This is a genomic window from Parafrankia sp. FMc2 (assembly GCF_041008525.1).
GTDB lineage: Bacteria > Actinomycetota > Actinomycetes > Frankiales > Frankiaceae > Parafrankia.
The window spans coordinates 26,627-46,499 of sequence record NZ_JBFLUG010000059.1 but is presented as its reverse complement, the minus strand read 5'-3'; the positions used below and the strand labels follow the sequence as shown (position 1 = coordinate 46,499).

The 19,873-nt window shown below is 72.1% G+C and carries 13 protein-coding genes; 6 read left to right on the top strand and 7 right to left on the bottom strand.

Translation table 11 applies throughout. From position 1 onward, the window contains the following. Positions 1-318: 318 nt before the first annotated feature. Positions 319-1,062: a hypothetical protein gene (locus tag AB1460_RS20345; RefSeq protein ID WP_368963293.1), complete on the bottom strand. Its 744-nt coding sequence runs from the start codon at positions 1,060-1,062 to the stop codon at positions 319-321. 491 nt (positions 1,063-1,553) lie between these two features. Here AB1460_RS20345 and AB1460_RS20340 point away from each other — a divergent pair, with 491 nt between their 5' ends. Continuing rightward, positions 1,554-1,994 carry a hypothetical protein gene (locus tag AB1460_RS20340; RefSeq protein WP_368963292.1) on the top strand — a complete coding sequence of 147 codons (441 nt, stop codon included), beginning with the start codon at positions 1,554-1,556 and terminating at the stop codon, positions 1,992-1,994. Positions 1,995-2,090: 96 nt separating this feature from the next. Here the strand turns inward: AB1460_RS20340 and AB1460_RS20335 are convergent, their stop codons facing one another. After that, positions 2,091-2,420 (bottom strand): winged helix-turn-helix transcriptional regulator, encoded by a 330-nt coding sequence (locus AB1460_RS20335; protein WP_368963300.1) that lies wholly within the window; start codon positions 2,418-2,420, stop codon positions 2,091-2,093. Between the two features lie 299 nt (positions 2,421-2,719). On the opposite strand from AB1460_RS20335, the gene AB1460_RS20330 reads away from it, so the two are divergent. From AB1460_RS20330 to AB1460_RS20315, 4 genes are all read left to right on the top strand, one after another. Then, entirely contained in the window at positions 2,720-3,814 is a 1,095-nt protein-coding gene (locus tag AB1460_RS20330; protein WP_368963291.1) for an LLM class flavin-dependent oxidoreductase, read from the top strand. 700 nt (positions 3,815-4,514) lie between these two features. Next, positions 4,515-5,177, top strand: coding sequence for an alpha/beta hydrolase (locus AB1460_RS20325; protein ID WP_368963290.1), 663 nt, complete (start codon positions 4,515-4,517; stop codon positions 5,175-5,177). Between the two features lie 141 nt (positions 5,178-5,318). Then, the gene (locus AB1460_RS20320) at positions 5,319-5,948 is read left to right on the top strand and encodes a lactate utilization protein (RefSeq protein ID WP_368963288.1); all 630 of its coding nucleotides are present in this window, start codon (positions 5,319-5,321) and stop codon (positions 5,946-5,948) included. 216 nt (positions 5,949-6,164) lie between these two features. Beyond that, on the top strand, positions 6,165-10,376 hold the full coding sequence (locus AB1460_RS20315) for an NB-ARC domain-containing protein (RefSeq protein ID WP_368963286.1): 4,212 nt from the start codon (positions 6,165-6,167) through the stop codon (positions 10,374-10,376). 25 nt (positions 10,377-10,401) lie between these two features. Here the strand turns inward: AB1460_RS20315 and AB1460_RS20310 are convergent, their stop codons facing one another. Then, positions 10,402-12,213, bottom strand: coding sequence for a tetratricopeptide repeat protein (locus AB1460_RS20310; RefSeq protein WP_368963284.1), 1,812 nt, complete (start codon positions 12,211-12,213; stop codon positions 10,402-10,404). After that, positions 12,213-13,094, bottom strand: coding sequence for an SIR2 family NAD-dependent protein deacylase (locus AB1460_RS20305; protein ID WP_368963282.1), 882 nt, complete (start codon positions 13,092-13,094; stop codon positions 12,213-12,215). The genes AB1460_RS20310 and AB1460_RS20305 overlap by 1 nt, the downstream gene beginning before the upstream one ends. Before the next feature lie 551 nt (positions 13,095-13,645). On the opposite strand from AB1460_RS20305, the gene fxsT reads away from it, so the two are divergent. Then, a complete protein-coding gene (gene fxsT / locus AB1460_RS20300) occupies positions 13,646-16,207 on the top strand; it encodes an FxSxx-COOH system tetratricopeptide repeat protein (protein ID WP_368963280.1) in 2,562 nt (853 codons plus the stop codon). A 56-nt stretch (positions 16,208-16,263) separates the two neighbouring features. Here the strand turns inward: fxsT and AB1460_RS20295 are convergent, their stop codons facing one another. The 3 genes from AB1460_RS20295 to AB1460_RS20285 form a co-directional block, all read right to left on the bottom strand. Next, positions 16,264-18,225, bottom strand: a complete 1,962-nt coding sequence (locus AB1460_RS20295; protein WP_368963279.1) for an HEXXH motif domain-containing protein — start codon at positions 18,223-18,225, stop codon at positions 16,264-16,266. A gap of 7 nt (positions 18,226-18,232) precedes the next feature. Beyond that, positions 18,233-18,409 carry an FxSxx-COOH cyclophane-containing RiPP peptide gene (gene fxsA, locus AB1460_RS20290; RefSeq protein ID WP_368963277.1) on the bottom strand — a complete coding sequence of 59 codons (177 nt, stop codon included), beginning with the start codon at positions 18,407-18,409 and terminating at the stop codon, positions 18,233-18,235. Positions 18,410-18,547: 138 nt separating this feature from the next. After that, positions 18,548-19,798 carry an FxsB family cyclophane-forming radical SAM/SPASM peptide maturase gene (locus tag AB1460_RS20285; RefSeq protein WP_368963275.1) on the bottom strand — a complete coding sequence of 417 codons (1,251 nt, stop codon included), beginning with the start codon at positions 19,796-19,798 and terminating at the stop codon, positions 18,548-18,550. Positions 19,799-19,873: the final 75 nt, after the last annotated feature.

The following is a 19,873-nucleotide window of genomic DNA, read 5'->3' as shown; positions in this document are numbered from 1 at the left end:
GTTCGATCAGTTCCCACTCGCCGTCGGTCAGGTCGCCACGGGTCATACAACCGTGCTACCAGCTGGAGCACCCGAACACGAAAGACGACCATCCCGCCTGTGATCCGGACCCGGAACAGGCCCTAGCTGTGAGAGCAGGTCCTGGCCGCCCATGTCGTGTTCGGACCACCCCACCAGTCCAAGATCACTGCCATCGATCGTTCTGGTGCCCGTTCCTGGATGAGACGGAGTCCGGCGGAGAGGGAATGGCGCAGGTAGGCGGCGCGGTTTCGCTGGCCGTCGGGTCGGGTCGGGTCGACGGCAGGCAGGTCTATGTCATTACTGGTTGGTCAGTTTGTCCGCGATCTGGTCGATGAGGCCCTGCTCGACGGCCGGCGGCGGAACGTCCTGGATATTGTGGACCTCGAGCTCGACAGCGACCTGGCCGACGTAGAAGTAGACGGCGTCGAAGACGTAGCCGTAGGTGCCGTACTCGTCCGTGATGCCCATCGAGGTGCGGACGAGCGCGGTGGCTCCCGGCGGCGGGGACGGTGTCTCGACCGCGACGATCTCGTAGGTGAAACCGCTCGCGTCCTCGCCTGCCAGCTGCTCCTCCAGCGCGCCGCGGTAGCAGTCGGCGAAACGAGGGCTCGTCACGATCTCGGCGTTCTCGCTGATCTGCTCCGCCGGTAGGATCTGGGCCCGGCTGATCGCCTGGAAGTCGGATTCCTCGATGTTGGTGAACGTGTCACCCGTCGTCTCGTCCGACGGCGGGGGCGGGTCGTAGCCGGGGACGCCGACGCACGCCGCGATCTCGGCGCGCATCGCGCTGCTGCCGCTGTCCGGGTCGTCGGCGCCGCCCGAGCTCTCGAAGCCCGCCGTCTCCGGCCCGGCCGTGAGCACGTAGTCTCCTGCGCGCAGGTCTCTCGCCGGAGTGTCGATGGCCTGGGCGGGGGCGCCTGTGGGCGTGGTTGCGGCCGGCGGTGTCGCTACCGGTGTCGTGGACGAGACGACCGCGAGGCTGCCCTCCTGGCATCCCGCGGCCATGACCGCCAACACCGACGCGACGATGCCCCCGGACACCGACCGAAACACACTCCGGTCCCGCCGCCTGCCGCCCATTCCTACCTCCGCGATATTCACCCGAGCCGTTCCGTGAACGGTCGTCACAGTTGTTGTCGAGGAGCAACACGATGCCGGAGCAGAGCGGATCAGCGTTCGTTTTCGGCTGTCGCTCGTGGGACACGTGTGAGCACGAAGAACCCTGACCATAATTCGGCGGGTTGCCTTCCGGTGAATCTTCACGTTGCCCCCCTTGACGGGCGGGCGTCCGTGCCAGTCTGCGGCCTGCTCGGGTTGTCGGCCGCTCGCGTTGACGGCGGAGAGGCGGGGGTGCCGTGATCGGCAGGGGCGGGCGGCCTGTTTCGCTCCCGCAATGTCACGCAGCGGGGCGGACGCATCGCTTTCGGTGCTCTGTCTGTCTGGGCTGACGTTGTTCGCTAGGCGACACGTACACATGCACATCCGGCGAACGGTGCAGTCTGTGTCGATCCCTCCTCTCAGGAAAGGCGCAGATGAAGATCATGGCCAGGCGGCGGCAGGCACCTTTCGTCAACCGGGCACTCGCGGTCGCGGTCACCTTGGCCGCGGTGACCGGATTCTCGGCCTGTGGTTCCGAAAGCGACGCGGACACGTTCGCGGAGAAGCTGCGCTCCCAGGGCTACGGCACGGTCGACGTGTCAGCGGACCGGGAGAAGAAGAACGGGAAGTCCCGCCTTGTCGCCTACGACGCGCACATCATCGTGAACACCGACGCGGACCCGCAGACCTGCGACGTCGAGCTCGAGAACGACGTGCCTTCCTCCGGCAAGGGCCTCGTGGGCGCCTTCGACGTCGACGATATACGCGACGCCCGCGGCGCCCAGCACGGGGTCGAGAACGACCGTGCCTGGCCGGACAACCCGACGCTCACCACGCTGCGGGCCGAACTGGCCGAGCACGCCATCGACTGCTGATGTCGCACCCGGTCCGGTCCGCCGCCGCCGCGTCCTGCCGCTGCGGGCCAGGGCGGTGGGGACCAGGCGCGGCGAGTGCGGCGGGCCCGGGGCTGCTCAGCGTTGCGGCTGCGACCGGGTCCGGGCGTCGTAGCGGCGGCGAGCCTCGTCGATGTCGTCGGCGTTGCTGGCCGCCCAGGCGATCAGCGAGGAGACCGTGGCGAGCAGGGTGTGGCCCAGGCCGGTGAGCTCGTAGTCGACCCGGGGCGGGATCTGCGCGTAGACAGTGCGGCTGACGAGCCCGTCGCGCTCCAGGGTGCGCAGGGTCGAGGTGAGCATCCGCTGGTTGATGCCTGGTACCGCGCGCCGGACCTCGGAGAAGCGCCGCGGGCCTGCGCTCAGCTCGGAGACGACCGCCAAGGACCACTTGTCGCCCACCCGGTCCATGATCGTTCGGACCCGGCAGTCGGCTTCGCCCTGTGGTTCCCAGGCATGGGCGGGCTCCTCGTCGGGCTCCGGAAGCTGCTGTGGCACGCTCGGTTCCAGCACGTGTTCGGTCACGACGACCTCCGTTCAGTGGTTGACGGCGGTCCTGCTCCCGCAAATACTACTTTTCATGTCGGTGAAGTGGACATTCAGCCGGCGGCTCGCCGTCGACCTGTCGCGGGGCAGCAGCGCGCTCTGTTCGTGACCGGTGACCCGGCCCGCCCAGAAGGATTCGCCTCGAGCCCCGCGGAGCCACAGCTGTGTCCCTCACCTTCCACTGGTTCCTGCCCACCTCCGGAGACGCGCGTGACGTGGTCGCCGGCGGGCACGGCGCGCCGGCCGTCGCCACCACCCGGGGGCGGCCGCCGACACTGGAGTACCTCGGGCAGATCGCCCGTGCGGCCGAGCAGCTCGGCTTCGTCGGCGCGCTGACCCCCACCGGTTCGTGGTGCGAGGACGCCTGGCTCACCACCGCGATGCTGGTCGAGACCACGCGGCGGCTGAAGTTCCTGGTCGCGGTGCGGCCCGGGTTCGTCTCGCCGACGCTCACGGCCCAGATGGCCTCCACCTACCAGCGGCTCTCGGGCGGGCGGCTGCTGCTCAACGTCGTCACCGGCGGCGAAGCGGACGAGCAGGAGTCCTACGGCGACTTCCTGAACAAGGAGGAGCGTTACGCTCGCTGCGACGAGTATCTGACCGTTCTGTCGGAGCTGTGGCAGGGCCGGACGGTGGACCGCGACGGGCGTTTCGTGCGGCTGCGCGGCGCGACGTTGTCCCGGCTGCCGGACCCGCCGCCCGAGATCTACTTCGGCGGCTCGTCGCCGCCCGCGATCGCCGTGGCTGCCCGCCACGCCGACGTCTACCTCACCTGGGGGGAGCCGCCGGACGCGGTGGCGGCGAAGTTCGCCGAGGTCCGCGCGGCGGCCGAAACGCTGGGACGTCGACCGCGGTTCGGCCTGCGCGCCCACGTCATCAGCCGCGACAGCGCCGACGAGGCCTGGGCAGCCGCCGACCGCCTGATCTCCGGGCTCGACCCGGCGGCCATCGCGACGGCGCAGGCGCGGCTCGCCCACAGCGACTCCGAAGGACAGCGCCGGATGCTGGCGCTGCACAACGGCTCGGCCGAGAAGCTGGAGATCCACCCGAACCTGTGGGCGGGAGTGGGCCTGATCCGCGGCGGTGCCGGCACGGCCCTCGTCGGCAGCCACGAGGAGGTGGCGGACCTGATCGGGACCTATCGGCAGGCGGGTGTCAGCGAGTTCGTGCTGTCCGGCTATCCGCATCTGGAGGAGGCGTACTGGTTCGGAGAGGGCGTGCTCCCGATCCTGCGCGCCCGCGGGCAGTGGGAACCGTGAGAGGGCTGTTGCCGCCGCGTTACCGGCGCGCAGGCCGCAGTGCGGTAAGCGGGCCAGTGCCGCTTTTCGATGATGGTGACAAAGTGAATGTCCAGGACTCGCGAACCTGTGCCTTCGGGACTATTGACATCGGCTCCGGCGGAGACGAAAGTCCTGGTATGCCGTGGCTGGGTTCGGCGACATTCAGGACTATGCGTGCGACGCGCCTCGTGACCCGCTGTCACATCGATTTCCTGCTGGTTTCCTCGGCGGCCTGTACGCGCTCACCCGCGGGCTGAGAGCTCCGCTCGCCCGTCGAGGTGCGCTCGGCGCACCCGGTCTCCTCCCGCGTGATCCGGCTGCCGTTACCGGGCGAACCGTGAGGGCCGGCCCGGTCGGTCTGGTCGGTGGGGCCGGCGCTGCAGCACGCGCCGTCGGTGCGGCTGCGGGGAGGTCCGGGGTGTGTCGCCCTGATCGCTGGCGCTCCCATTGTCGCTGACGTTGGCGCTTTCGCCGACGTTGGCATTCTCGCGACGCCGTTGGCCGTGTCGCCGCTGCCGGCAGTGCCATCGATGCCGGCCGCACCGTCGTTGCCGGCCGCACTGTCGTCACCGGTCCCGGTACAGCCGTCCTGCGGTCAGCCCCCGCAACAGCACCTTCCCCCTGACCCACTGAACGCCGCGTGGCTGAACGCCGGAGTTCCCGTCCTCAGGAGCAACAGATGCCCCCGCTGACCCACACCCGCCCCACGCCCCTCAGCCCCCATCGCCAGGTGCGGGCCTACATCGGCCGCGCAGCCACCCGGTTCTGGCCGGCCGCGGACGGGGCCGCGGCGCCGCGGGCATCGATCGTGATGATGCCCGGCCGAGGTGAGGACGCCGCGGTCTTCGAGCGGACCGCCGTCCGCCTGGCGGTCGACGGCTACGACGTCACCTACCTCGCCGCGGGACTCGCGGCGGGAGAACATGTCAGCGTCGCGCTCGCCGAGGCACGGCGGCCGGACGTGCCGTTCGTCCTGTTCGGTTCGGACACCGGAGCACTGCGGGCGCTGTCGCTGGCAGGATCGCCCGCTCTGCGGCCGGACGCCCTCGTCCTGCTCGGTCTGCCGCTGCTGCACCGTCCGTTCGCCGGCGAGGTGCCGGCGGAGCTGCCGCCGAGGGCGTTGCCGGACCTGCCCACCCTGCTCATCCACGGCGAGCGGGACGAGGTGAGCCCGCACCACATGGCACGAATGATCACCAGGACGGTGCGGACCGCGCAGCTGGAGACGGTGCCGGGCGGCCACGGGGTGCTGGACGGGCCGGGGGTGCGCCTGGTCGCGGCTCTCACCGTCCTGTTCGTCGAGTCGCTGCGCCAGGGGGGCGTCGCACCGACATCGCGCTGACCGTGTTGGTTACCTCCAGTAAACCAGGGCAGAAAAAGGTGCCTCCTTCCGTGGCTCCCGGGCCGCGGCAAGAATTCTGGCTGACCCCGCCGACCGAGGAGGACTGCCCCTTCGGAAGGCACTTATCCGGAAAGGACAGAAATGACAGTCGAAGCGCTTCCGCTTGACGAGACCTTTGGTAACGCGGCCGGGGAGGCCAGCCTCGAGCGCGCCACCACCGCGCTGCGGGGGAACGGCTTCGAGGTCCACGTGGTGGACACCGCGGAGCAGGCCCGCGAGCTGGTGGGCAGGCTGGTGCCGACCGACCAGTCGGTCTTCACCGCGTCCAGCGAGACCCTGCGGCTGTCCGGCATCACCGCCGACATCGACGAATCCGGGAAGTACCAGTCGGTGCGGGCCGCCGCGCCGCCCCCGAGTGCCGACGTCTACGCCACGATCCGCCTCGGCGCGACGCCGGACGTCGTCCTCGGCAGCGTTCACGCGGTGACGGAGGCCGGCCACCTCGTCATCGGTTCCGCCAGCGGCAGCCAGTTCGCGCCGTACGCCTCCGGTGCGCGTCGCGCGATCTGGGTGGTGGGTGCCCAGAAGGTCGTTCCCGACCTGGACACGGCGCTGCGCCGCGTCCGCACCTACAGCCTGCCCCGTGAGAACCAGCGACTGTCCGACCTCTACGGCCAGTCGTCGTTCATCGGCCGGTTCCTGATCCTCGAGCGGGAGGCGTTCCCGGACCGCGGGGTCGTCGTCCTCGTCCGGGAGTCCATCGGCTTCTGACCCGGCCGCGGGAGCACCAGCCACCGGTGCATTACCACGCAGCACAACGCCCAAAAAGGTCATTCGACGGGTAGTGCCCGTCGCTGACACAAACACCGGGTGGTACCCGGCCGAGCCGGCTGTCGGGCCGGGTACCACCGGGGCGTTTTCGTCGCCGCTCCCCGGATCCTCCGAGTACCGTGAGGGTCACAGCTGCATCGGGGGATCGGGATGGGAATGCCGGCCTGGAGGGTTTTCCTCAGTCATACCAGCGAGCTGCGGGAACTCCCCGCCGACCGGTCGTTCGTGCAGGCATCCGAGGACGCCGTAAAGCGCCTCGAACACGCCCCGGTGGACATGGACTACTTTGTCGCCGAGGACGACGATCCGGCGCGGATGTGTCGTCGCCGGGTCGCCAACTGCGACCTCTACGTCGGCATCATAGGTTTCCGCTACGGGTCACCGGTCGCCGGTATGCCGGGCGTCTCCTATACGGAGCTCGAGTTCGACACGGCGACCGATCTCGGAATCGAGCGACTGGTTTTCCTTCTCGACGAGGCCCGTACGGTCGGGGTACGGAGGTTGTTCCACGACCCGGTGTACTGGGAGCGCCAGGAGGCGTTCCGCCGGCGCCTGCTCGGAGAGTCCCGCATCACCATCAGGCTGGTGGCGTCCCCGGACGAGCTGGAAAAGGAGCTGTTGCTTTCGCTCGGTGAGGTCGCCCGGCGCCGCGCTGCCGCGGCGTCGGCGGCGTCGGCGCTTTCAGGGCCGTCAACGCCGTCAGCGCGGAGGACCGCCGCGACGGGAGCGGGGGCCTCCGGTTCCGTGGCCACCTCGCCCGTCTACTGGATCCCGGACCTGACGACCCGGGTGGTCGACCGCCCGGGCCTGCTCGCCCCGCTGGTCAGGGCGTTGACCGGCGGTGATGCGGGCGTCGTGGCGGTGCACGGGGCGGGTGGCTACGGCAAGACGACGCTGGCGCACATGGCCTGCCGGAATGAGGATCTACGTTCCGACTTCCCCGACGGGATCCTGTGGACCGACATCGGGCCGGACATCGCCGACGCCCGGCTGGCCGAGAAGATCAACGGATTGTGCCGGCGGCTGGGGGACGACCATCCCGGCCCGTCCGACCCGCTGCAGGCCGGCATGCGGCTGGGTGAGCTGCTCGCCGGCCGGCGGATGCTCCTGGTCGTGGACGACGTCTGGTCCCGCGAGCAGCTCACGCCGTTCCGACAGGGCGGCCCGGACTGCCGGCGACTTGTCACGACCCGGGACCGGGCGACACTGCCGCTCGACTGCCCGGTCATCGCCGTGGATCTCATGCGGCTCGACCAGGCCGTCCGACTGCTGCGCGGCCGCGTCCCGGAGCTGGCGGACTCCGACGCCCGCGCCCTGGCCGAACGGTGCGGGCGGTGGCCGGTGCTGCTGCGCCTGATCGCCGGGCACCTCTTCCTGCGGGTCGAGGCGGGCATGCCGGTCGGCGCGGCACTGGAGGAGGCCGTCCGAGATCTGGACGAGGCCGGTCCGGCGGCGTTCGACGACCAGGGGAGGCTCCGGGCGGTCGCGGCGACTGTCGAGGCCAGCCTGCGGCTGCTGCACAGTCTGGGGGCGGCCGATGACAGCCCGCTGGCCCGCTATCTGGAGCTGGTCGTCTTCCCGCAGGGCACGGTTGTTCCGCGTGAGGTGCTCGAGGTCATGTGGAAGCACACCGCCGGTTGGTCACCGCTTCGGACCAGGCGGTTCTGCGACCGGCTCGCGGAGCTGTCCCTGATCCGAGCGGTCCGCGGGGACAACGCCGGAACGCCCGGTGTCCGGCTTCACGACGTCATGCACCGGTACATCCGCGAGCGGGTCGGGCCGGAGCTGCGGTCGGCGCATGCCCGGCTGCTGGCGGCATACCGCGCCGAGCTCGGTCAGTCCGCTCCGTCGGCATCGGCGTTGGCTTCGACGCCGGCGGATCCGGCGGTCCGGCGCGGATCCGCTGCCGCGTGGTGGCGGCTGTCGCCGTCGAACAACTACCTGTGGGCCAATCTCGCCCTGCACCTGCGTGAGGCCGGGGAACACGCCGAGCTCACGGCGCTGGCGCACGACCTGCGCTGGGCCGCCATGAAGATCCACCTGGCCGGCTCGGTGACCCTCGAGGCGGACCTGGCGCTCCTGCCCGGCGACCTGGCCGCGCAGGCGCTGGGCCGGCTCGCCCGCCAGATCGCCAACCTGCACCAGGCGACGGATGATCCCGCCGTCACCATGACGACGCTGGCGGTCTACGCGGCCGGCGTCGACGTGCTCGGCGAGGCGGCGGAACGGCTGTTCCAGCAGATGCCGCGGCCACACCTGCGGCCCACCGTGCCGCCGCTGCCAGACCAGCCGGATCCGGCCCTCGCCTGCACCCTCACCGGCCACCGGTCGCATGTGGCCGCCCTGGTCCTGGCGCCGGACGCCTCCTGGCTCGCCTCCGGCGGCGGTGGCGAGTTCTTTGGTGGTGGCGACGGGTCGGTGCGGATCTGGAACCCTGCGGCGGGGGAGGAGCGGATGACGCTGCCCGGCCATCCCGGCGGGGTGTCCGCGCTGGTGGCGGCGCCGGACGGGTCGTGGCTCGCCTCGGCGGGGCGGGATGGCTCGATCCGCCGGTGGGAGCTGGCCACCGGCGCCGAGGAGGCGCTGGGTACCCACGTGAACCGGGTGTCGGCGCTGGTGATCGCACCGGACGGCGCGTGGCTGGCGTCCGGTGGCCTGGACGCGACCGTGCGGCTGTGGGATCCCGACCGCGGCGAACGAGGGGTGCTCTCCGGCCACACGGGCTGGGTGTCGGCGCTGGCGGTGGCCCCGGACGGCAGCTGGTTCGCCTCCGGCGGCGGCGATGGGACCGTGCGGATCTGGGACCCCGCGGACGGCAGACAGCTGGCGGTGCTCGCGGCCCACTCCGGCTGGGTGTCAGCGCTGGCGGTGGCGCCGGACGGGTCGTGGCTGGCCTCCGCGGGCGGTGATCACACCGTACGGCTCTGGGAGCGGGCCGGCGGACGTCGGATCGCCGAGCTGGCCGGGCACGCGGCCCCGGTGTCGGCGCTGGCGGTGGCGCCGGACGGGTCGTGGCTGGCCTCCGGTGGCGGCGACGGCTCGGTGCGGATCTGGGATCCGCTCCACGGCACCGTCCGGGCCGCCGTTGACGGCCACGCCGGGCGGGTGTCGATGCTGGTCGCGGCCCCCGACTCGGCGTGGCTGGCCTCGTCGGGCGGGGAGGGCTCGGTGCGGGTGTGGGATCCGGCGTCCGGGGAGCGGCGCGCGCTGCTCACCGGTCACACCGAGGGGTTCGTCGCGCTGGCGGTCGCCGCCGGGAGCGGCCTGCTGGCCTCCGCGGGCGATGACGGTGTCGTCCGCATCTGGGATCCGGCCGCGGGCGGCGCCCTGCGCGCCGAACCGGCCGGGCGCATCACCAGCAGCATCACGAGCGTGGCAGCGCTCGCCGCGGCCGCCGACGGCTCCTGGGCGGCCGCCGGCACCCAGGACGGCCAGATCCAGCTGTGGGACCCGCGCACCGGCGCCGGTCGCGTCCCGCTCACCGGTCATTCCGGCCATGTCGACGTGCTCGCGGCGGCACCGGACTCGTCCTGGATGGCCTCCGCCGACGGCGACGGGACGGTGCGGATCTGGGACATGGCCACCGGGCTCGCACGGGCGTCGCGGGACGCCGTGACCGGCCGTTCACCGGCGCTGGCGGTGGCACCCGACTCGTCCTGGCTGGCCGTGGGCGCCGCGGACGGCACCGTGCGGATCTGGGATCCGACCGGAGGCGGGGAGCTGGCGGTCCTGGCCGGTCACACCGGCTGGGTGTCGGCGCTGGCGGTCGCGCCTGACGCGTCCTGGCTGGCGTCCGGGGCGACCGACGGCACCGTGCGGATCTGGGATCCGGTCGGCGGGCGGGAGCTGCGGACCCTGACCGGTCACACCGGCTGGGTGTCGACGCTGGCGGTGGCCCCCGACGCGTCCTGGCTGGCATCCGGCGCCGTCGACGCGACGGTGCGGGTCTGGGACCCCGCGACCGGACGGCAGCTCGCCCTGCTCGGCGGCCACACCGACGGCGTCGCGGACCTGCTCGTGGCACCCGACGGCTCCTGGTTCGCGTCGGTCGGCCGGGACCGGACCCTGCGGGTGTGGAATCCGTTCGCCCTGGCCGCGGGGCCGGTGCTCGCCGGCCGGGGCGACACGGTCTCGGCCGCCGCCGTCGCGCCGGATGGCCGGTGGATCGCCGCCGTCGGCCGCGAGGGCACCATCCGCATCTGGGATCCGGTCGGCGGCGACACGGTCACCATGATCCGGCTCAACGGACCGCTCCATGCCTGCACCTGGGCCGCCGGGGCCGCCGCCGGCAGCCAGGTGATCGTCGGCGGGTCACACGGCCTCTACCTGCTCGACCTCGTGGCGTCCGGCGGCGTTCCGCGTGGGTAGCCTCCGCCAGGCACCGGCGGCCGGGTCAGCGGCGGTTCAGTCGGCTCCGTGCGTGCTCCTGCGCCGCGCCCACCTCCGGCCTCTCGGCGATGGCAGGACGCAGCCGGATCGCGTTCGCCAGATCCTCGAGGGCCGCCGCCGGACTGCCCGTGCGGGCGGTGATCAGGCCGCGCAGCACCAGCGCGTCGACGTGCGCCGGCAGGATCGTCAGGGCGGTACCCAGGAGACCCGTCGCTGCCTGGTGCTCGCCCAGCGCCCAGTAGGCGCGGGCCAGGTCCACGCGGAGGTCGACATCACCGGGCAGCCGGGTCGACGCGGACTGCAGTTCGACCACCGCGTCACCCGGGCGCCCGGCCTCGTCGAGCAGCAGGCGGCCGAGTGCCGCCTGCAGCTGGCCGACGGCCGTCTTGTCGCCGAGAGCGTCGAAGTAGGTCGTCGCGTTGCGGAAGCGGGTCTCCGCCTCGGCCAGCTGCCCCCGCTTCGCGGCGATCGTGCCGAGGAACGCCTCGGCCTCCGCGTGCGTGCGCGGATCGGCGTGGTCACCGCCGAAGGCGACAGCGTCACCGGCGTACTTCTCGGCCAGGGCGAGGTCGCCGTCGGCGAGCGCGCCTTCGGCCGTGCGCAGATACACCGCGGGGCTCGGGTTCGGGGCGGTCTGGACGGACGAGGGACGGCCGCCGCGCCGCACCGGATCGATCAGCCGGTCGTGCAGCAGCTCGTACCACCACGAACCGGCCCGCTCCTCGGTCCGCAGGACGTGCCGTTCCGCCAGCGCCCGGGCGACCGCGTTCGGCATCCCACCGGTGGTGCTGATCCCCTCGTAGACGGTTCCCCGGTTGCCGAGGTCGGTGATGAAGACCCGGATGAGCCAGTCCCACACATCGGGCTCGGGCACGCCGTGCTGGGCGGCGACCTCCGCGACCGTCCGCCGGCAGAAGTCGGTCAGCGCCCGGTCGATGTTGCCGTGGTCGCGCAGGTGGCCGAGGGAGATCACCGGCACGTCCTCCGGCAGGGCCTCCCACAGCGCCGAGCAGACGACCTGGAGGTGTACCGGCTCGACCGTCTCGGCGACTGATTCGCGGACCTCCCCGAGACTGCTGGTGACCGTCGTGGTGCGCAGGTCGTCGACCAGCCGCTCGGCCACCCCCCGGTCGAAGCGGCGCCCGACGGGCTCCAGCGGCCGGGTCACCGCCTCCAGGGCCGCGTCCCGCCGCAGCGGCTGGACCGCGAACCGGGCCCTGCCCTGCGGCGGGGCCAGGTCGGACTCGTAGGGAAACAGGCGGGCGACGAAGTCGTCCCGGATCGAGATCAGCAGCCGCAGCCGGGGCAGCTCCTCGACGGCCGCAGCGAGCTCCCGGACGAACTCGTCCCGGTAGGAGCGGCGGTGCGGCAGATCGCTGAACAGCTCCTCGAACTGGTCGATCGCGGCGAGCAGCGGCAGCGTGGTGTCGTAGCGGTCGATCGTCTCGGGCAGGCCCAGCAGGAAGGCCGAGATGGTCATACCGGCCAGGGCCGCCGGGGACGTCGCCTGCGACCACGCGGAGAGCAGCGCGAAGGTGTACGGGTTGTGGTGCGGCACCACGGCCGCGGGGAAGGCCGACCCCTGCGACACCCGGCTCACCGGCAGAAGGTCGGCATCGTCCGCGCCGATCAGCGGAATGACCCCGGCGCGCAGGAGCGACGTCTTGCCCACACCCGACCGGCCGTAGAGGACCAGCATGCGGTTGCTCATCCACAGTGCCTGGACCTGCCGGGCTTCCTGACCGCGGCCGTAGAAGCGATGCCGGTCGCCGGCCTCGTAGTGCCGCAGGCCGATGTAGGGGGAGGCGCCGGCCATCACGACCAGCCCAGCTGGTCGGCGAGCTCGGCGCAGAAGTCGGCGGTGCTGCCCCAGAACACCGCCACGTTCCACCGGCCGAAGTAGGCGGCGATGTACTCCTCGGCCCGGCGCCGGTCGCCGCGGTAGTCCGCCGCCGTCAGCGCGAGCTGGATACTGGCGCGCCGGCGGGGCTGCACCGCGGCAACCGTGCGCAACAGCCCGTGGAAGAGGAGCCGGAACGTCCAGTCGTGGAGGCTGTAGCCGAGGAACAGCATCGGCCGGGTGGCCAGCGCCGGCAGGATGTGCGTCGGGATGATCTGCTGGTCGTCCGCGCCGCGGTCCATCGCGAGGTTCATCACGAAGTCGAGGTGGTCGTCCTCGGTCAGCACCAGCGAGCGGGGCTCCTCCACGGTTCCGTGCAGGTGGTAGACCACCGGCTCCTCGGGATTCGGGAACGCCTCGGGGATGCCACCGGCGCGGCCGACCGGCGCGCCCTCGTACCAGGGGCAGACGGCCCGGCGCGGCCGCTTGCCGGCATGCCGCAGCGCCGCACCCATGAAACCGTCGGGGTTGGTGGTCAGATAGACGGGCAGCGGCAGCCGCGCGAGCAGCGCGTGCGGCTCCGTGGGCGCGGCGAAGTCCGGCGCCGGGCGGGCCTGGACAGCCCCGGCGACCCGTTGCCGAACCGACTCCGGCTGCTGCTCCGTGACGTCGGCGTACTGCATCACGCGCGGGAGGTCGTCCTGGTCGGTGAACGGATACTCGGCGCTCGTCGCCCAGGCCTCGCTCAGGCCGGAGCCGGCCGGCCGGCCGTTGCCGACAGCGCCCGGACCGACGAGCGGCGTACAGTCGCCGTTCTTGAGCTGGTCGACGAGACGTTCCCAGTCCTTCTCGTTCATCGCGCGCCCCACAAATGTATTCGGCGTCGTTTCGCCACTTTCTCACAGCGTCACCCCAGAATCATCCGGCCCGGGTCGGGATGCTTTCGCTGGCCCCGGCCCGCCGACCGCCGGCAACGGGCGGCAACGGGGCTGGAAGCAGTCGGAACGGGGCTGGAAGCAACCGGAACAGGGCTGACCGGAGCCGGAACAGGGCTGACCGGAGCCGGATCAGCCAGGTCAGGAGCGGCGCCGTGGTCCTGGGAAGCGAAGCCGGGCGGAGCGGGCCGGAGTCGGAGGCGGAGGCGGCGGTGGAGGCGGCGGTGGAGTCCGGCGAGACCGCGGCGTGAAAACGCCGCGTGGCCGAGGAGCACGCCCGAGGCCGCGGTTGTGGAACCGGTGCCCGGCACCGCTGCGTGAACCTGTGCTCGATGGTCACGGAGATGGATCCCGTATTTCTCCGGAATTCAGCCGTGAGACCACGCTTCCGGATCCGCCGTGCCACCACGGGCCACGGAGAGGGGTTTATGTGAGAAGATCGGGCCCGGGTTCAGGGTGGAAGCGGGTGCAGGATGGTGGCGACCATACAGCCGACAGGCGCCGGGCCGAACCGGGCGGTACCAGTCGTCTGGGGAAGCGTTCCCCAGCGGAACAAGAACTTCACCGGGCGAGAAAGCCTGCTCGACGCATTGCGGCACCGGGTGACGTCCGAGGTGACAGCTGTTCTTCCGCATGCTCTGCAGGGCCTCGGGGGAGTCGGCAAGACCCAGCTCGCCATTGAATACGCCTACCGCTTCGCCAATGACTACCAGGTGGTGTGGTGGGTCCCGGCGGACCAGACCGCGCTGGCGCGGTCGGCGCTGGCGGGCCTGGCTCCCCGGCTCGGCCTGAGCGTCACCCCCGGCCGCATCGAGGACGCGGTCGCCGCCGTGCTCGACGCGCTGCGCCGCGGGGAGCCGTACGAGCACTGGCTGCTGATCTTCGACAACGCGGACCAGCCGGAGATGATCAGAGAGCTGCTGCCGCACGGGCCCGGCCATGTGCTCGTCACCTCGCGCAACCACCGCTGGCAGAGCATGGCCGACACGGTCGAGGTCGACGTGTTCAGCCGGCCGGAGAGCCTGCAGTTCCTGCACCGCAGGGTCCCCGGTATCACCGCGCCGGAGGCGGACCGGCTGGCAGAGGAGCTCGGCGACCTGCCGCTCGCCCTGGAACAGGCCGGCGCGCTGCAGGTGGAGACGGGCATGGCCGTGGCCGACTACCTGGAGCTGCTCAGCCGGGAGGCGGCGAAGCTGCTGGCCGAGAACCCGCCGTCCGACTACGCGGTTCCCGTCGCCGCCGCCTGGAGCCTGTCCGTGACCCGGCTGCGGGAGCAGATGCCGTTCGCCATGGAGCTGCTGCGCCGCTGCGCCTTCTTCGGGCCGGAGCCGATCTCCCGCGACCTGCTCATCCTGGGCAGGTACGTGCTCAGCTCGCCGCTGCGCGACGCCCTCGCCGACCCGATCATGGTCAGCCGTGCCATCCGTGAGCTGGGCCGGTACGCCCTTGCCCGGATCGACAACAACCGCAAGACCCTCCAGGTCCACCGGCTGATCCAGAAGCTCATCCGGGACGAGCTGTCCGACAGCGAGACCGTCCAGATCCGTGACGAGGTCCACCGCCTGCTGCGGGCGGCGGACCCGGATGATCCCGACGACGTCCAGAAGTGGCCGTCCTACGAGAACCTGCTGCCGCACGTCGAGCCGTCCGCCGTCGTGGAGAGCGCGGACACCGACATCCGCCGGCTCTACGTCAACATCATGCGGTACACCTACAACGTCGGGGACACGCGAGGCTGCCTGGAGAAGGCCGAGCGGGCACTGGCGATCTGGGGGGCGGTCGGCGACGGCGCCCGTGACCGCAACCTGCTGGTCGCAGCCCGCCGCCGGGCCGACGCACTGTGGAGCCTGGGGCGGTACCAGGACGCCTACGAGTCGCGCCGGTCAACCATGGAGGACATGCGGCAGGTCCTCGGCACCGACGACCAGGAGACGCTGCTCGTCACCCTGGGCCACGGCGCCGACCTGCGGGTGCGCGGTGACTTCGCCGGCGCCCGCGACCTCGACGAGGATGTTCTGACCAGACTGCGGGACGTGCTCGGCGAGGACCACGGTGACACCTTCATCGCCGCCAACAACCTGGCCGTGGACTACGAGCTGACCGGCGACTACCTCCGGGCCCGGGCCCTCGACGAGCGGACCCTGCAGGACCGCCGGGACTACTACGGCCGCGACGACGACCCCTTCGTCATCTTCTCGCTCAACGCGGTGGCCCGTGACATCCGCCAGGCCGGGAAGTACCGGCAGGCCCGCAGCCTGGCCGAGCAGGCCTACCAGCTCTACGAGCAGGTGACCGGGGCGGTCCTGCCGGAGAACCACGCCTGGGTCCTGCTGCAGGCGAAGGACCTCTCGGTGGCCCGGCGGCTGGACGGTGACTTCCACGGCGCCCTCGCCCTCGCCCAGGAGACCCACCGCCGCTACGAGGACAACTTCATCACCGACCACCCCGACACGCTCGCCGCGGCGATCAACCTGGGGAACTCGCTGCGCCGGGTCGGTGATCTCCAGGCCGCGGCGGACTTCATCGAGAGGACGGTGGAGGGCTACCGGCGGGTGCTTGTCGCGGATCATCCCTACACCCACGCCAGCATCCTGAACCTCGCCGTCGTGCGCCGCCAGATCGGCCGGGACAGCGGGGACATGAGCCTCATCGAGGACGCGAAGGACAAACTCGAGGACGCCCTCGCCGGGCTCGAGCGGAGCCTCGGCCCGGAGCACCACCTCACTCTGACCTGCCGGTCGAGCCTGGCGGCGGCCGTGGCCGACCTCGGCGACGTCGAACGGGCACGTGACCTGGACGAGACCGTCCTGCCCGGGCTGACCCGGGTGCTCGGGCCCGAGCACCCGCACGCCCTGATGTGCGCCGCGAACCTCGCCCTCGACCTGCGCGCCCTCGGCCTCGAACGGCAGGCGGACGTCCTGGCCGGCGAGACGCTGGCACGCTACCGGCAGGCACTCGGCGCGGAGCACATCGACGTCCTGGAGATGACGAAGGGAAACCGGCTCGACTTCGTCTTCGAGCCCTCGCCCTTCTGAGCGGGTCCTGGTCCTGGTCCGGGTCCGAGCCGCTGGTGGTGGGTCGGCGGGTCGGGTCAGCCGGCGCTGGCGGGCGGTGCGGTGCCGGCGGCGAGCCAGGCGGCGAGTCCCAGCGGGTCGGGAGCGGATCCCGACCGGCTCGTGATCTCGCCCGCCAGGGCGAGGACCTCCTCCGGCGCCGCGTCCAACGGCCCGCCGCCGGTCAGCCTGCTGCCGGTGAGCCCGCCGTCGGTGAGCCCGCTGCCGGCCGGATCGGGAAGGTCCCGACAGGCCAGCGCGAGGCCTGTCCACGCGTCGATCCGCGCCGGGTCCCGAACGAGCTCGTCCCGGTAGGCCCGGGCGGCCCCCGCCGCGTCTCCCGACACGTACCGGGCGTCGGCGACGGTCGCCGGCGGGGCCAGGGCGGCCAGCGCCCCGGGGTTGTGCCGCACCTGGTCGAACTGTTCGGGCTCGGTGACGGCCAGCCGGGCGAGCCGTATCCGCCCCGTCATGTGGAACGCGGGCCGGCCGGTGATGACCCGCGCCGGGACGGGCGGCACCGCCGGGCAGGCCCGCCCGGCCAGCCAGGCGTCGGCCCGTGCCGCGACGGTCTCCGGTTCGGGGCGCAGGTTGCGCAGCCGCCAGGTGGTCCGATGGTCGGCGGAGGCGATGCGGGCGAAGGCCGCCGGCCGGTCCGGCACCACCGCCCGGCACAGCTCCGCGGCCTGCCGCTCCATCCCGCCGATGAACCTCGAACCCTCCGGGGTGAGCTCGCCCGACGCCGCCAGCGTCGGCAGGGTCCGACGCACCTGGTCCCGCCACCGGGCGAACTCGAACTCGGCCAGCCGCGCGCCCGGTGCCCCCGCGGAGGCACGATGGACCTGCCAGAAGTCGCAGAGGCCGAGGTAGGCGTAGGCGCCCTGGAGGAGTCCGCGCACCGGCCGCGGATCACTGCGCCACGGCGCGTAGAAGAGCTCACCACCGGACCGGCCGTGCAACGGCACCAGGTCGAGCAGGGCGGACAGCTTGGCGTGCTGGAACTCGTGGACGAGCGCGCCGGCCAGCGTGATGCCGTCCGTCGGGCAGGTCAGCGCCACTGCCCCGAAGGCGTCCCGCGAACTGGCCGACAGCTCCGGTGCGCTCGCGGTCGCCCGCAGCGGGACGAACGCGGCCACTCCGCGCGCGATGGCCATGGCCCGGGCCTGATGACCATGGGTCAGCAGCAGCCAGGCCTCGTCCAGCCGGGCCTGCCAGTCGGCCACCTCGGCGCGGCTGAGCCGGCCGGCCACCGGCAGGCCCTGATGCCCCCGGTAGGGGTCGAGATCGTCCAGCAGGACGCTGATCCGTTCGCCGCCGGCCGTGCTGGACAGCAGGCGCAGCGGGCGCCACACCCGGGTGTCGTTCCCGGTGGCGTCGCCGACGGCGATGGTCTCCAGACCGGCCAGCTCCAGGCTGCCGCTGCCCCCGCGGTGGCGTACCCGCACCTCCCCGGTTCCGGGCGGGAGGTCGGCCCGGCCGAGCGTCGGGAACATCACCCCGGCCCGCGTGGGCCGCACGGTGACCTCGAAGTCGAGGCCCGCGCGGATCGCCGCGGCTGCCGCCAGGCCGACCAGGTAGGCCAGGTCCTCCTCGGGCGGGCCCGACCTGCGCAGCCGGCTCAGGCAGTGGGTGGCCCAGGCGCCGATGTTGGGGGAGAGCAGGACGGACTGCACGGCGGCGCGGTCGCGGCGCTGCGCGTCGGAGAGCAGCGCCAGCGCGTGCCGGAGCTCCGCCTGTAGCGGCGTGCCCCGCTCCGCCGCGCTGTCGACGACCGCCCGCAGGAGGAGGACGCGCCGGCTGAGCTGAGCGTCCCGCAGCACCCCGTCGGTGCCGCCCGCCCCCGCGGCGAGGATGTCGAACTCCGCCCGGGCGAGCACGTGGGTGCCCGCGGGCCGGTCGGCCGAACCGCCGATGCGCCCCGGGCGAGAGCCCGTGCCAGTACCGAAGGCGGAACCGGGACCGAAGGTGGAACCGGTGCCGCCGGGGGGCCCTGGTGTCACCGGCCGGTCAGATACTCGACTGGAACCCTGCAAGCGCCTCACCGGGATGCTCGATATCCCGCACGAGTCGGCGTAGTGACCGGGACAGGACCGTGTTGGGATCGCCCGTCAGTACGAGGCCATCCAGATCCGCCCGGGTCAGGTCCGCCATCTCGGACACGATGTCGCCCGTCGCCGCTTCCACGGTTGCCCCCCGTTGCCGCCCGTTGCCGCCCGGTTTCTACCCGGGTCTATCCGTCCCCGGCCATCTAACCACGGCCCGCGCCCGCCGACCGACCAGAAGTTCGGCAGGGACAGGCCAGAGGCTGGCTCGAACGGCCGCTTAGGGCCGCTTCCCGTTGTCCCGCCGCGTCAGGTCGTCCCGGAGTCGGTCCTGAATGTGCAGCACAATGCGGAGAAGGTCTGGACAGTACACGGAGGGGTTACGAAACCCCGACCCGCGGCGGTATCTGTGTGGGTAGTAACCGCCGCCGCACACCTTCACCACCGGGCAGGCCAGGCAGCTGGGTGCCAGCGCGTCGACACCCAGCTGGCGGGCGATGATCGAGGTGTGGCCCAGCGCTGCGTCAAGCGGGTGGTCGACGACGTTCAGGCCGGTGGCCGGGGCGCCCTCGTAGGTCGACTTCAGGGTGTCCACCTGCTCCAGGGCGCCGTCCGTCTCGATGACGAGCAGGCTGGAGGGGGTCAGGCCGACCGCCTCGGTGTTGCTGGCCCCCCCGAGGATCAGATAGATGATCTCCTGGAAGAGGCGGACATCCGGGGGATCGGGCGAGGAGTACCAGCGGTCGAAGACCGCGATAAGCCAGTCGGCGTACGGGGTCGCGGCCGCTCCCGGCTCCCGCCCGGGCGGCGGACCGGACCAGTGCCCGTGCGGCAGCAGAAGATCGATGGCGGGCGGGTCGAAGGAGAGCAGCTCCTCGTAGGTCGCGATCGGGTCCGCGGTCAGGTCGACGGTGCACAGCAGCCCGCCGAACAGCTCCCGGTAGGGCGGCGACGCCAACAGCCGCACCCCCCGCACCACCTCGTCGTAGCTGCCGCGGCCGTCCGCGTGCACCCGGTGCCGGTCGTGGACGGCGGACGTCCCGTCGAGGCTGACACCGACCCGGATACCGTGCTCCAGGAACAGGCGAAGAAAGCTCTCACTGAGCAGGACGCCATTTGTCTGGATGCTGAACTGCACCGTCACACCGGGCGGCAGGGCGGCGCGGAACACGGCTGCCAGATGGCCGATGTACTCCTTTCCGGCAAGGAGCGGCTCACCGCCGTGCAGGACCACCCGGACGAGCGGCAGGCCGTGTTCCCGGGCGTGCTCGGCGATCCGTCGGACGGCCGCCGCCATCGTCTCCCGGGACATGACCGTCGGCTGGCCCCGCCAGCTGCTGTCGGCCATGTGGTAGACATAGCAGTAGGTGCAGGAAAGATTGCAGCGGCTGTGTACCTTGAGGATAAACTGCCGGAAAGGGCGCGGTCGCCAGCCGTTTCTTGCGAGGGCATCGACATCGATCGCCCCGTCCGGCCACTCGCGTGCCCGCTGGGCCGGCAGCGCGAGAAGTTCACCGGATTCAGAGCCCACGAGCGGCAGTATCCACCACCTTCCCCCCGGCGCCGTGACCGGCCCGGGCTCGCTGGTGCCGTGACCGGCAGAGTT